Below are 13,143 nucleotides of genomic sequence, written 5' to 3'. Positions count from 1 at the left end.
CCGGGGACACGACCGCGAACCAGTCGACGGGCAGGAGCCAGCCGTGATCAACGGTGCACATGTCGTCCTCCACAGCCAGGACGCTGAGGCGGACCGCGCCTTCATCCGTGACGTCCTCCGCTTTCCCGGCGTCGACGCGGGCGGCGGCTGGCTCATCTTCAAGCTGCCCCCGGCCGAGGTGGCCGTGCACCCGACCGACGGCCCGCCCCAGCACGAGTTCTTCCTGATGTGCGACGACCTGGATTCCCAGCTCGGCGAGTTCCGCGCACAGGGTGTCGAGATCACCCGCCCGGTCAGCGAACAGCGCTGGGGCAAACTGACGGCAATCCGGCTCCCCAGCGGCGCCGAACTCCCCCTGTACGAACCGCGGCACCCCATCGCCCACAGCCTGTGACTCCATGGCACTCAGTTCAGCGTGAGGGTTCTCAGGTCACCCCGCGGACGCGGAGCACTCCGGCGCTTCGCGCCTCCGGACCGAGGCCCGCGTTCCCGCCCGGCCTGAAGGCCGGGAATCCCTGAGAGGATCAGGGGATGGACGTGGTGACGGGGAACGAGATGATCGCTGTCCCGCCGGGGCGGACAACGCTGTCGGACCGGCGGACGCAGCGCAGTTGGTCGGTCGAGCTTGCGCCCTACCAGCTCGCGGCGTTCCCGGTCACCCAGGCGTTCTACGCACAGATCACAGACCGGCGGCCGAGTACCGCCCACGGGGACCAGTCGCCCGTCGAGTGTGTCTCCTGGTGGGACGCGGCGCGGTTCTGCAACGCCCTGTCCCAGCGCGACGGGCTCACCTCCGCGTACCACTTCCGGGACGGCGGCGAAGACATCGAGTGGGACGCGTCCGCCGACGGGTACCGACTGCCGACCGAGGCCGAGTGGGAGCACGCCTGCCGTGCGGGTACCGAAGGTCCGCGTTACGGGGAGCTGGACGAGATCGCCTGGTACCGCGGCAACTCGCACGAGCGCATCCACTCCGTGGGTGGCAAACGCCCGAACGCGTGGGGGTTCCACGACATGCTCGGCAATGTCTGGGACTGGTGCTGGGACGTCTACGACGCCGAGGTCTACGGCACCTACCGGGTGCTCCGTGGCGGTGGCTGGTTCGACGAGCACTGGAGTTGCCGGGCCTCCGCCCGGCGCCGCAGCCACCCGACCTTCCAGGTCGACGACGTCGGATTCCGCGTCGCGCGTTCCCTCGGGTGACGACCGGTCTCGTCCGTCCTCGGACGCCATGTCCGCCGACCGCTCGACCGGGGGCTCGGTCATCCGGGACGTCCGGCGAATCGGACCCGTTCACCGGAGACACGGACCAGACCGACCGAGACGGGGCACGTCCAGTCAGGCGCCACCCGGACGGGTGCCGCCCGGCCGGATGCTGTCCGGCCGGATGCTGTCCGGTCGGGTCCCGTCCGGTCGGATGCCGCCCGTCGGGACCCGTCCGGTCACGCTGCCCGCATTGTCGCGCGACGTCGCGTCACGCGCCGACCCTTCGCGTCACGTTCAGCAGATACTCCTTCCGGTCGAGCGGGTTGAGATCGGTCCGCGGCCGGTCCGGGACCGCGCCCCTGACGACCGGCGCGTAGTGGTCGAAAGCGCATTCCAGCTCGCCCTCGCCACGGGTCAGGCCCGGCAGCCGCTGCTGCAGCTCATGGACCCGGGCGACCGGGATCCGGCCCTCCAGCACGCACACGGTTCCCCGCATCTCGGTGGTCGCCGGCACGGCGTGCTGCCTCACCAGCAGCGGGAGCACCGCCCCCACGGTGTCGGTCGGCGCCTCCAGCCGGAACCGGTGCATCGGCTCGTACACCCGGGTACCCGCCGCACGCAGCGCGTCCATCACCACCAGCGGGGTCAGGCCCCGGAAGTCGGCCCCCGTGCTGGACATGCTCTTGTCGAAGCCCTGATGGGCGTGGCTCTGCCGGGGTGAATAGCCGGAGTGGGTCATCGTGACCGTGCAGTCGGTGACCTGCCAGCCGTGGATCCCCTGGCTCAGGGTCTCCCCCACGGTGTCCTCGACCGCCTTGAAGAACGCGTACGGCATCGCTCCGAGTTCGACCTCCAGACGGAATGCCACACCGGAGCCGGCCGGCGCCGGATCGACGCGCAGCCCGACGGTCGCGAGGAAGGGGTTCGGGTCCTTTCCGTTGAACTCGACCGCCGCGCCACTGCCGACCGGCCGCTCGACGCACAGCGGTGTCGTCTCCCGGAACAGGACCTCGATGCCGAACTCGTCGGCCAGTGTCGCCTGAACGACCTCCTTCTGCACCTCGCCGTAGAGCGACATGGAGACCTGCTCGCGCAGCTCGTCCTGGCGCAGGTCGATCAGGGGGTCCTGTTCGGCCAGTTGGGTGAGCGCGAGGTGGAGCGCGCCCCTGTCGGCCGGACGGCGGGGGACGACGACGGTTTCGAGGGTCGGGGGTGAGAAGTGGAGCTCGTCGTCCGAGGACTTCCGCGCCACGCCGATGGTGTCGCCGATACGGATGTCCCCGAGGCCCCAGAGCCTGCCGATCCGCCCCGCCGTCACGGCCGGTTCGGGCACCGCCGCGCCGCGGTCGAACACACTGATCGCGGTGACCTTCGCCTCCCCGCCGTCGCGCAGGCACACCCGGTCGCGGGTCCGCAGTGTCCCGGAGAACAGCCGGACGTAGGCGATCTTCTCCCCGGCCGGCCCGCGCTCCACCTTGAAGACGGTGCCCGAGAGCGGCCCGTCGGCCGCGCCCTCGGCCGGCGGGAGCAGCTCCCTGATCCCGGCGATCAGCTCCTCGACACCTGCGCCCGTCATGGCCGAACCGAAGAACACCGGGTGCACCAGTGTCTGCCCGGTCTGGCGCACCAGGGCGTCCCGGAACCGGTCGCGGGAGACCCGTCCCTCGACGTACGCGGCCAGCAGCGCGTCGTCGTGCTCCGCGAGCAGGTCCGCCCGCGCCCCGCAGAGCCGGTCCGCGGTGAACCGGGCGAAGCGGGCGTCCCGGGTGCCCGCCCCGCTCACCTCACCCATCGGGACGATCGCCGGGGTGAGCCGCGCGGCGATGTTCTCCAGAACGCGCTCGTACCGTGCGCCGCCTCGGTCGATCTTGTTCACGAAGACGAGTGTGGGAATCCGCAGCCGCCGCAACGTCCGCATCAGCACCCGGGTCTGCGCCTGTACGCCCTCCACGGCCGAGACCACGAGCACGGCGCCGTCGAGCACGCTCAGCACCCGTTCCACCTCGGCGATGAAGTCGGGGTGACCGGGGGTGTCGATCAGATTGACCGTGACGTCGTCGTCGATCGCGAAGGAGACGACGGCGGACTTGATGGTGATACCGCGCTGCCGCTCGAGCGCGAGGGAATCGGTCTGGGTGCTTCCGTCGTCGACGCTGCCGATCTCGTCGATGACCCCGACCGAGTGCAGCAGGCGCTCGGTCAGGCTTGTCTTACCGGCGTCTACGTGCGCCAGGATTCCGAGGTTGAGCATATGCACCGGGCGTCATGTCCTTCGAAGTGGGAGTGATTCCTTCCTGGGCGGACATGAACGGTGTGCGCATTGCTGCTCCTTGATCCCGGCGGATATGTCCCACGTAGTCCAGCAGCCGACCGGGTCCGGCGGCAACGGATTAACGCTCAACCAACGCCCGGCACGGCCCGGCCGTACCGGAACGGCTGGCGGGGGTGGGGGGAGGAGTGGACCCTTGAGGAGAAACGGGCCCTCGAACGGGCCGCGGTCTGCGATGAGCGGGTGAGCGGTGAGCGGAGCGAGCGATGCGTGAGATCCTCCCGGCGCTGAACCGGTGGTACGCGGCGGGCGCCCCCTTCGGGCTCGCCACGGTGGTCGCGGTCTCCCGGAGCGCGCCCCGCGACCCGGGAGCGGCGATGGCGGTGGGGCCGGGCGACGAGGTCGTGGGCAGTGTGTCGGGAGGCTGTGTCGAGGGGGCCGTCTTCGAACTGGCCCAGGAGGTTGTGGCGTCCGGCGAGGCGCGCCTGGAGACCTTCGGGTACAGCGACGAGGACGCGTTCGCCGTCGGTCTCACCTGCGGGGGCGAGATCAGCCTGCTGCTGCGCAGGGTGACGCCCGGCGAGGACCCCTCCTTCGGCGCGGTGGCCGAGTCGGTGGCCGCCGGGCGTGCGGTGACCGTGGCGACGGTACTGGCGGGGCCCGCGCCGCTCGGTGCCGCCCTCGCGGTGTGGCCGGACGAGGTGGCCGGTTCGCTGGGTTCGACCGGCCTGGACACGGCCGTCACGGCCGACGCCCGCGGCGAGCTCGCCCAGGGCGCCACCGTACAGCGGCACTACGGACCGCACGGTGAGCGCCGCGAGGACGCCGTGACCGTCTTCCTCCAGTCCTTCGCCCCGCCGCCGCGCATGCTCGTCTTCGGAGCGATCGACTACGCCGCGGCGGTGGCCCGCGTCGGGGACTTCCTGGGCTACCGCGTCACGGTGTGCGACGCCCGGCCCGTCTTCGCGACGGCCAAGCGGTTCCCGGCGGGCGTGGACGTCGTCGTGGACTGGCCGCACCGCTATCTGCGCGGGACGACGACCGACGCGCGCACGGTGATCTGTGTCCTCACGCACGACCCGAAGTTCGACGTGCCCCTGCTGGAGGAGGCGCTGCGCCGCCCGGCCGCGTACATCGGCGCGATGGGCAGTCGCCGTACCCACGACGACCGGACGAAGCGGCTCGTCGAGGCCGGTGTGTCGCGGGACGAGCTGTCCCGGCTCCGCTCGCCGGTCGGTCTGGATCTCGGGGCGCGGACGCCCGAGGAGGTGGCCGTGTCCGTCGCCGCGGAGATCGTCGCACTGCGCTGGGGCGGCAGCGGGGCACCCCTGACGGCGACCGGCGGGGCGATCCATCCGAGGCGCCTCGATCCACCCGGAGGAACGCTGGGAGGAACGCCGGGGGGAACGCCTGCAGAAAGGGAGGCGGCCGCGCCTTGAGTGCACCGCTCCTGTCCCGGTCGAGTGCACCGCTCCTGCCCCGGCCCGGACCGTCCCGTCAGGCGATACCGTCCGCCCGGTTCCCCGTGCGGGGCGGCAGCCGGTGCAGTGTCAGGTCGGTGAGCCGCCCGTCGGCCACGGTCGCGGTCATGTAGGTGCAGTACGGCTGGCGACGGCGGTCCGTCGGCGAGCCCGGGTTCAGCAGGCGCAGACCGGTCCCGGTGGTGGTGTCCCAGGGGATGTGGCTGTGGCCGAAGACCAGGACGTCAAGGTCGGGGTAGCGCTCGGCGCAGCGCCGCTCGCGGCCCTGGGCGGAGCCGGTCTCGTGCACGACCCCGAGACGCAGACCGTCCAGTTCCGCCCGGGCGACCTCGGGGAGGCGGGCGCGGAGCTCCGGGCCGTCGTTGTTGCCGTGGACCGCGACGAGCCTGCGTGCCCGCTCCTCCAGCAGGTCGAGGGTGGCGGTGTCGACCCAGTCGCCCGCGTGGACGACGACGTCGGCGAGCGGGAGTTCGGCCGTCAGCCGCGGGGGCAGTTCCCTGGCCCGCGCGGGGAGATGGGTGTCGGACATCAGGAGCAGACGCACGGCGTCCACCCTACGTTCCGGGCCCCGCGCCGAGGCCGCGTCCGGACGGCTGCCGGGCCCGCGTCGGTCGGTGCGCCTCGGTCCGGTGCGCCTCGGTCCGAGTCAGTCCGGTCCGCCCCGGTCCGGTGCGGCCGGTCCGGCTCAGTCGAGAAGGACTTCGCTCCACACCTGCTTGCCGCCGCTGACCGGCAGGCTCCCCCAGGCCGCCGACGTGGCCTCGACGAGGAGGATGCCGCGGCCGCCGGTGGCCTCCCAGCCGATGCTGGTGGGCTTGATGGGCGTACGCGGCGAGGAGTCGGCGACGGCGATCCGCAGCAGCCGGTTGATGAGGGTGAGGTCGAGTCTGACCTGGCCGCCGGTGTGCACGAGGGCGTTGGTGACGAGTTCGGAGACGACCAGGAGCGCGGTGTCCATGCTGTCGTCGGTCACGCCCCAGGACCGCAGCGTGCGCCGGGTGAAGCGGCGGGCGTGCCGCACGGCCTCGGGGACGCGCCAGATCGTCCAGCTCTCCCGGAGCGGGCGCAGCGACATGCCGTCGTAGCGCATCAGGAGGAGGGCGACGTCGTCGCTTCGGTTGGCGCCGGTGAGCAGTCTGTCGGCGACCATCCCGAGGTGCGCGGGGTCGGACGCGGCCAGCACCCCGGCGAGCCGGTTCAGGCCGTCCTCGATGTCGACCTCGGCGGACTCGACCAGACCGTCCGTGGTCAGGGCGACGACCGTGCCCAGCCGCAGCCGCAGTGGGGTCATCGGGAACTCGGCCTGCGTGACGACGCCGAGCGGCGGTCCGCCGTCGGAGTCGGGGACCTCCGTGGTGCCGTCCGGGTGACGCAGTACCGGCGGATGGTGGCCGGCACGTACGCACCAGGCGGACCCCTCCTCCATGTCCAGTTCGACGTAGCAGCAGGTGACGAAGAGGTCGGTCTCCAGGTCCATGAGGAGCCGGTTGGCGCGCGAGACGACGACGTCGGGCGGGTGGCCCTCGACGGCGTAGGCGCGCAGGGCCGTGCGCATCTGGCCCATGAGGGTGGCGGCCTGGGCGTTGTGACCCTGGACGTCGCCGATGACGAGGGCGACATGGTTGTCGGGCAGCGGGATCACGTCGTACCAGTCGCCGCCGACCTCGAGTCCCGCCGTGGTGGGCAGGTAGCGGGCGACGGCGACCGCGCCGGGAAGCCTGGGCAGCCGGCGCGGGAGCAGGGAGCGCTGGAGCGTGGTGACCAGCTCGTGTTCGGCGTCGAAGGAGCGGGCGCGGGTGAGTGCCTGGCCCGCGAGGCCCGCGGACGCGGTGAGCAGGGCGCGCTCGTCGGGGCCGAAGTCGTGCGGGGCGTCCCAGCCGATCAGACAGGCTCCGGCCATGCGCCCGCCGGCGGGCAGCGGCAGGATGGCGAGGCCGCCGGGGCCGACGTCGGCGAGCGCGGGTTCCAGCGGGGATCCGGCGGGCCAGACGGCCGGGCGTCCCTCGCTGAGGGCCGCCGCGAGCGTCGGCATCGCGCGCACGGGCGCGTCGGGCCACTCCGAACGCCATTCGGAGCGCCACAGTTCCGGCCAGGCGGCCGGTTCGGGCGGATCGAGGACGGTGACGACGAGGCGGTCGCCCTCCAACTCGGCGAGGGCGATCCGGTCTGCCCGCAGGGGCCGCCGCAGCGCGGCCACGACGGCCCGGCCCACGTCCCGGACGGTGCCCGCGGTGGCGAGGGCGGCGGCCAGCCGCTGTACGCGGGCCACGTCGCTGACGCCGGAGCGGAGCTTCGAGGCGTCGGCGACCGTACCGACCAGGCGTGCCGGGCGGCCGTCTCCTCCCGGCACCATGCGGCCGCGCAGCCGCAGCCACCTCGGCTTGCCGGAGGGCTGTGTGATGCGGAACTCCAGCTCGCGTTCCCCGATGGACATGTGGTCCGCCTCGACCACGGACATCAGGGTGGGCAGGTCCTCGGGGACGGTGAGTGACAGCAGGGTCTCGACCTTGCCGTCGAACTCGGCACGATCCAGGCCGAACAGCTCCAGCATCTCGTCGTCGACCTCGACGTGCCCGGTGTCCATGGCGAGGTCGAAGGCGCTGGCGGCCAGGGCGCCGGGGGCGGTCGCCGAGCCGGGCGCGGGGCAGACCGCGGCCTCGGCGATCAGGGCGAGACACTCCCTGTCCTCGCTGTCGAAGCCGCCGGGGCGTTCACTGACCGCGACCAGGCACCCGGCGTCCCGCAGCGGCAGCACGGCCAGCCAGAAGTCCTGGGACGGCAGGCGACGGGATTCGGCACAGCGGCCGATCTCCTCCGGACCGAGCCACAGCGGCCGGCCCGAGCGGTGCGCGTCCACCGTGGGGGAACTGCCGGTGAGGAGATAGCTGTCGCGCAGCCCGTAGAGCGTTCTGGGGACACCCGCCGACTCGGTCAGGTGCAGTTCGCCGCCCCTCTTCGTGGGCGAGTACACCGCGACGACGGTCGCCCCGGCGAAAACGAGCGCCTGTTCGAGGACACGGCGCAGCCGTTCGCGCGGATCGAGGTCCGGCGTGGGGGTCTTCAGGGAGATTTCGGCACGCAGCGTCCGCGTTCCGCGTTCCGCAGCGCGCTCACTGACCACGTCCGTCATTACAGCGCTTCCGGAGCCCCCGCGCAGCCCCTGTGACCGTTCCGGCACCTTGCGGGCCTGTGGTGGGGCCCGGAAGCCGTACGGGGTGCCGCGCGTGGCGCTCGCCGTGCGGCGGGAGCCGCCAGGAGGGAGCCTTAGATCATGGCCGGCCCCTGGTGCCGGATCGGCGTGCGGTGTCCGGGCCGTCCGCGGCACGGCGGAGGGTCTCCCGCGGAGGGGACGCACCCGGGTGATCCGGCCACGCGGCGAGGTGCCGTGCCGGGCGCCGGCCGCCCGACGGGACGGGCCACACACGCCCTGGCCCCGGGAGCCATGGCGCGGCCCTGCGAGGAGGTGGTCGGCGTGTCCGACTGGCGGGGGTCCGTGCAGGCACCGGCCGGCCGTACGACGCAGGTCGGGCGGCCTCTGCTCTCGCTGACGCTGGCCTCGCTGGTGGAGGAGGTGCATGCCCACTCCGGCGCGGTGTACCTGCTGGCGAGCGGCGAACCCGTACTGGAGATGGCGGTGATGGCCGGCATGCCCCGGGCGTTCGCGGCGCCCTGGGAGCGGGTGGGGCTCAACGCTCCGATCCCGGTGGCCGTCGCGGTGCGCGAGCGGCGACTGGTCTGGGTCAGCGGCGGGGAGGAGATGGCCCGCCGCTTTCCCCGGATCGCCATGGTCCTGCCGTACCCCTTCGCGCTCGCCGCCCTTCCGGTCGCGACCTCGCGGACCACGTACGGAGCCGTCTTCGTGACGTGGCCCGGCTCGCACCCTCTGGAACTCGCCGACCGGGAGCGCGACCACCTCACCGCGGCCTGCGACAGGCTCGCGCTGCGCCTGGAGCGGGCCGCGGAGGAGCACCGCCCGGTCCGCCGGGAACCCGACCTGCTCACGCCGTCCGCCACACCGGTCCCCGGCACGCTCGGCACGGTGGAGGCGGCGCGGATGGTGGCGCGGCTGCCGTACGGGCTGTGCGCGCTGGATCTGCACGGGCGGGTCAGCTACGCCAACCCGGCGACGGCCGAGATGCTCGGCCTGCCGGTCAGCGCTCTGCTGGGCACCCAGCTGTGGGCGTCGGTGCCCTGGCTCAACGATCCCGTCTACGAGGACCGCTACCGCGCCGCGCTGATCAGCCAGCACGTGACGTCGTTCGTGGCGCTGCGGCCGCCCGGTGACTGGCTGTCGTTCCGGCTCTATCCGAGTACGACCGGGCTGAGTGTGCGCATCTCCCGGGCCAGGGCGGTCGCGCAGGAGAACCGCGCCGGGCCGCAGCACGAGGACGCCCCGCGCCTGGTGACCATCTCCCATGTGCTCAGCCTCGCCGGCGCGCTCACCCAGGCCGCGAGCGTGCAGGACGTGGTGCAACTGGTCGCCGACGAGATCGCGCCCGCTGTCGGCAGCAGGGCGCTGATCCTGCTCGGCTCGCGGGCCGGCCGACTGCACGTACTCGGCCACCGCGGGTATCCGGACACCCACGTCGCGGAACACCTCGACGGGCTGTCGCTGAGCGCGCCGTCCCCCTGCACCCACGCCCACAACAGCGGGGTGCCCGCCTTCTTCGACTCACGCGCGCAACTGGAGCACCTGTATCCGCCCCGGAACGCGACGTCCGACGGCATGGCCGCATGGGCGTACCTGCCGCTGATCGCGTCCGGACGTCCGCTGGGCACCTGCGTCCTCGCCTACGCGGAGCCGCACTCCTTCCCGACCGACGAACGGGCCGTGCTGACGAGTCTGAGCGGGCTCGTCGCGCAGGCGCTGGAACGGGCGCTGCTCTACGACACCAAGCTCCATCTGGCGCACGGTCTGCAGGCCGCGCTGCTGCCGCACACCCTGCCGTCGCTGCCCTTCATCGAGGCGGCCGCACGCTATCTGCCGGCCACTCAGGGCATGGAGATCGGCGGTGACTTCTACGACCTGATGCCCTCGCACGGCCTGGCCGCGGCGGTCATCGGCGACGTCCAGGGGCACAACGTGACCGCGGCGGCCCTGATGGGACAGGTCCGGACCGCCGTCCGCGCGTACACGACCGTGGGCCAGCCGCCGGAGGAGGTGATGCGCAGCACCAACCGGCTGCTGATCGACCTGGGCACCGACCTGTTCGCGAGCTGTCTCTATCTGCGCCTCGATCCCGCCCGTGAGGTCGCGGTCATGGCGCGCGCGGGTCATCCGCCCCCGCTGCTGCGGCGGCCGGACGGGCGGGTGCGGGTGCTCGACCTGGCCGGCGGGCCGCTGCTCGGGATCGACGCCGACGCCAGGTACCAGACGACCGAGGTCCCGCTGCTGCCCGGTTCGCTGCTCGCCCTCTATACCGACGGGCTGATCGAGTCCCCCGGTGTGGACATCGAGGACGCCCTGGCCGGCCTCGGGCAGCGTCTCGGCGACGCCCCCGAGCAGCCGCTCGACGAGCTGGCCGACACCCTGGTGCGGCAGAGCGGGGCGCTGACGCAGGAGCGGCTCGACGACGTGGCACTGCTTCTGCTGCGGGCACGGACACACGCGTGACGGTGGCCCCGTCGCGGATCGGTCCTACGGCGGACACTGACCGGGAGCCGCGCGACGCCCACCGACCCGCCGGCACACGACGCACGCCGAACCGGTGTCAGCGGCGCACGCCGACGGGGCGTCATACGGTCCACGCCGAACCGGTGTCAGCGGCGCACACCGACGGGGCGTCATACGGTCCACGCCGACCGGGTGTCACCCGGCGCACACCGGTTGGGCGGCCGGTCCCGGGACGCGGAGCGGTCCGGCCCTCCCGCCGGAGGGCCGGACCTCCCACCGTCGGCCGGGACGGCTGTTCCGCGGCCGGGTCAGTGGCTCTGCGTCAGCGGTGTCACCCGTTCGAGCTCACCATTCCGGAGCCGTCGTCCGCACCGGTGCCGGACTGGTTGTCGCCCGCGGCACCCGACTGGTCGCCGCCGGCCCCCGACTGGTCACCCATCCCGGACTGGTCACCGGCCGCCGGGTCGCTCGCCGCGGGGTCGCTGGGCTCGGCACCGGCCGTGGCGCTCGCGTCGCCCGCACCGCCCGCACCCGCCCCGGCGCCCGCTCCGAGCGTCGCGCCGGTCGCCGTGAGCGCGGTCGTCACCGGCTGGAAGAAGGTCTCGCCGCCGACGGTGCAGTCGCCGCTGCCGCCCGAGGTCAGGCCTATCGCACTGCCGTCCTGGGTGAAGAGCGAACCGCCGCTGTCGCCGGGCTCGGCGCACACGTCGGTCTGGATGAGTCCGGTGACCGTGCCCTCGGGATAGTTCACGGTGGCGTCGAGTCCGGTGACGTTGCCGTCGTTGAGACCGGTGGTGCTGCCCATCCGGAAGACCTGCTGGCCCACGGCGGCGTCGGCGGCCTGGTTGATGGCGACGGTCTGACCGTTGCCGACGTTGACCACACTGTTGGCCTGGGTGTTGGGGTCGTCGTACTTGACGAGCGAGAAGTCGCCGTCACCGGGGAAGGTGGCCTGGTCGACGGTGGCGATCGGCGCGCCGTCCTGCGCGTCCGACCACTGCTTGGCCGCGACCCCGCAGTGACCGGCGGTCAGGAAGGCGGGACTGCCGTCGCCGGCGGTGACGTTGAAGCCCAGCGAACAGCGCGCTCCGCCGCCGAAGATGGCGTCGCCGCCGTCCACGAACGTCTTGAAGGTGCCCGCGGACTTCTTGACGGTGGCCATGCCGGAACCCAGCGAGTCGACCGTCGACGTCAGCTTGCTCCAGTTCGCACCTGTGACCGTGCTGTCGGCGGTGACCCGGAGCTGGTTCGTCTTGGGGTCGACGGACCAGGCGGTGCCGGGGATGGTCGCGTCGGTCTTCAGCGTCCGGGCGGCGGACTTGAGGGCGGCGAGGCTGTTGTCGACGCTGCGGGGAACAGCGCCGGCCTTCCTGACCGCGTCGACCGCCTTGCTGTCGTCGCCGACGACGTTGACGACGACCTGCTGCTTGGCGGCGTTGTAGTACGCGCCTCCGTAGGCCTCACCGAGCTGGGTGGCGAGGAGCGAGGTGAGGTCCGAGGCGTCCGCGGCCTTCAGCGTCTTGGGAGCGGCGTCCTTCGCGTCGGTCTGCGAGGCGTTGGCGTTGGGCAGCAGCAGCGCTGCCGCTCCGAGCGCCGCGACGCTTCCCGCGGCGATGGCGGCCTTGCGCTTGGGAATCCTTTTGTGACTCAACTCTTGACCTCCTGGGGACGGGGTCGATGCCACCGTCCGGCGGCTGACTGGGGGGCGCCTGGATGCCTGTTGATACGTGTGAGTCGCAGGAGTTGTTCAACTCCCTCTGAGAAAGGCAGGAGTCAGCCCGGCCGAAGGCATGGATTACGAGGTGACCGCGTCTCTCCTCCGGCCGACCGGGGAACACTGCCCCGTATGACACTGAACCTCGCCGAAGCCGACAAGATCCTCTCCACCCACTTCGCTCCCTGGGTGCTGGACCTGGGCCTGTCGGTGACGGAGTTGGGCGAGGGCCGCGCGGTGCTGCGGCTGCCCTGGTCCGCCCGGCTCGCCCGCGCGGGCGGTTCGCTCTCGGGCCAGGCCCTGATGGCCGCCGCCGACACGGCGACCGTGATCGCGGTGTCGGCGGCGCGCGGCGCCTTCGTCCCGATGACGACGGTCCAGCAGTCCACCAGCTTCCAGCGCGCGGTCACCGACGCGGACGTGCTCGTCGAGGCGGTCCTCACCAAGCTCGGCCGCCGCATGGCCTTCGCCGACGTCACGATGACGGCCGGGGACGCCCGCGACGTCGCGGCGCGCGCGAGCACGGTGTACGCCCTGCTCGGCTGAACGACACCGTCCGCTGACGGCCGGTGACACTCCGTCCGCCAACGGGGCCGGAATCCTTGCTTCAGCGAATCTGCACATCGAATGCGCAGGCGCGTCACGGCGCGCGACGGATCTGCACAGTCGCGCGCCCCCCCGCGCGCCATTGGGACGGGACTGTCCCATTGGCGCGCCGGGCGGCAAGGGCAGCGCCGAAACAATGCCGTGCAGCATGTGAAGAAGTGGCCGCAAAGACGTGTGCACGCCTGCACGGTTGGGCCGAAGCTGCGCTCAAGTTCCCAGGTGGGAGCCCTGGTTGATTGGATACGTGCCCCGC

General features: G+C 72.5%; 9 protein-coding genes. 5 read left to right on the top strand and 4 right to left on the bottom strand.

The annotated features are described in order from the left end of the window. Positions 1–43: 43 nt before the first annotated feature. A complete protein-coding gene (locus OHB41_RS42275; RefSeq protein ID WP_266705296.1) occupies positions 44–394 on the top strand; it encodes a VOC family protein in 351 nt (116 codons plus the stop codon). 137 nt (positions 395–531) lie between these two features. Further along, positions 532–1,203: a formylglycine-generating enzyme family protein gene (locus tag OHB41_RS42270; RefSeq protein ID WP_266705294.1), complete on the top strand. Its 672-nt coding sequence runs from the start codon at positions 532–534 to the stop codon at positions 1,201–1,203. A 271-nt stretch (positions 1,204–1,474) separates the two neighbouring features. Here OHB41_RS42270 and OHB41_RS42265 read toward each other — a convergent pair whose 3' ends face one another. Beyond that, positions 1,475–3,463: an elongation factor G gene (locus OHB41_RS42265; RefSeq protein ID WP_266705292.1), complete on the bottom strand. Its 1,989-nt coding sequence runs from the start codon at positions 3,461–3,463 to the stop codon at positions 1,475–1,477. A 278-nt stretch (positions 3,464–3,741) separates the two neighbouring features. Here OHB41_RS42265 and OHB41_RS42260 point away from each other — a divergent pair, with 278 nt between their 5' ends. After that, complete coding sequence (locus OHB41_RS42260; RefSeq protein ID WP_266705290.1) at positions 3,742–4,914, top strand: XdhC family protein; 1,173 nt, start codon at positions 3,742–3,744, stop codon at positions 4,912–4,914. A 58-nt stretch (positions 4,915–4,972) separates the two neighbouring features. On the opposite strand, the gene OHB41_RS42255 is transcribed toward OHB41_RS42260, so the two are convergent. Beyond that, entirely contained in the window at positions 4,973–5,500 is a 528-nt protein-coding gene (locus OHB41_RS42255; RefSeq protein WP_266705288.1) for a metallophosphoesterase family protein, read from the bottom strand. A gap of 141 nt (positions 5,501–5,641) precedes the next feature. Further along, a complete protein-coding gene (locus OHB41_RS42250; RefSeq protein WP_266705286.1) occupies positions 5,642–8,086 on the bottom strand; it encodes a SpoIIE family protein phosphatase in 2,445 nt (814 codons plus the stop codon). Between the two features lie 312 nt (positions 8,087–8,398). Between OHB41_RS42250 and OHB41_RS42245 the strand changes: the two genes are divergently transcribed. Then, positions 8,399–10,570, top strand: a complete 2,172-nt coding sequence (locus OHB41_RS42245) for a SpoIIE family protein phosphatase (RefSeq protein WP_526025019.1) — start codon at positions 8,399–8,401, stop codon at positions 10,568–10,570. A 331-nt stretch (positions 10,571–10,901) separates the two neighbouring features. Here OHB41_RS42245 and OHB41_RS42240 read toward each other — a convergent pair whose 3' ends face one another. Next, complete coding sequence (locus tag OHB41_RS42240) at positions 10,902–12,221, bottom strand: S1 family peptidase (RefSeq protein ID WP_266705284.1); 1,320 nt, start codon at positions 12,219–12,221, stop codon at positions 10,902–10,904. Positions 12,222–12,416: 195 nt separating this feature from the next. On the opposite strand from OHB41_RS42240, the gene OHB41_RS42235 reads away from it, so the two are divergent. Further along, the gene (locus tag OHB41_RS42235) at positions 12,417–12,830 is read left to right on the top strand and encodes a PaaI family thioesterase (RefSeq protein ID WP_266705282.1); all 414 of its coding nucleotides are present in this window, start codon (positions 12,417–12,419) and stop codon (positions 12,828–12,830) included. The last annotated feature ends 313 nt before the right edge of the window (positions 12,831–13,143 follow it).

This window comes from Streptomyces sp. NBC_01571 (assembly GCF_026339875.1).
Classification (GTDB): Bacteria; Actinomycetota; Actinomycetes; order Streptomycetales; family Streptomycetaceae; genus Streptomyces.
The sequence above is the reverse complement of the archived record's forward strand: the minus strand, read 5'-3'. Positions and strand labels throughout refer to the sequence as shown.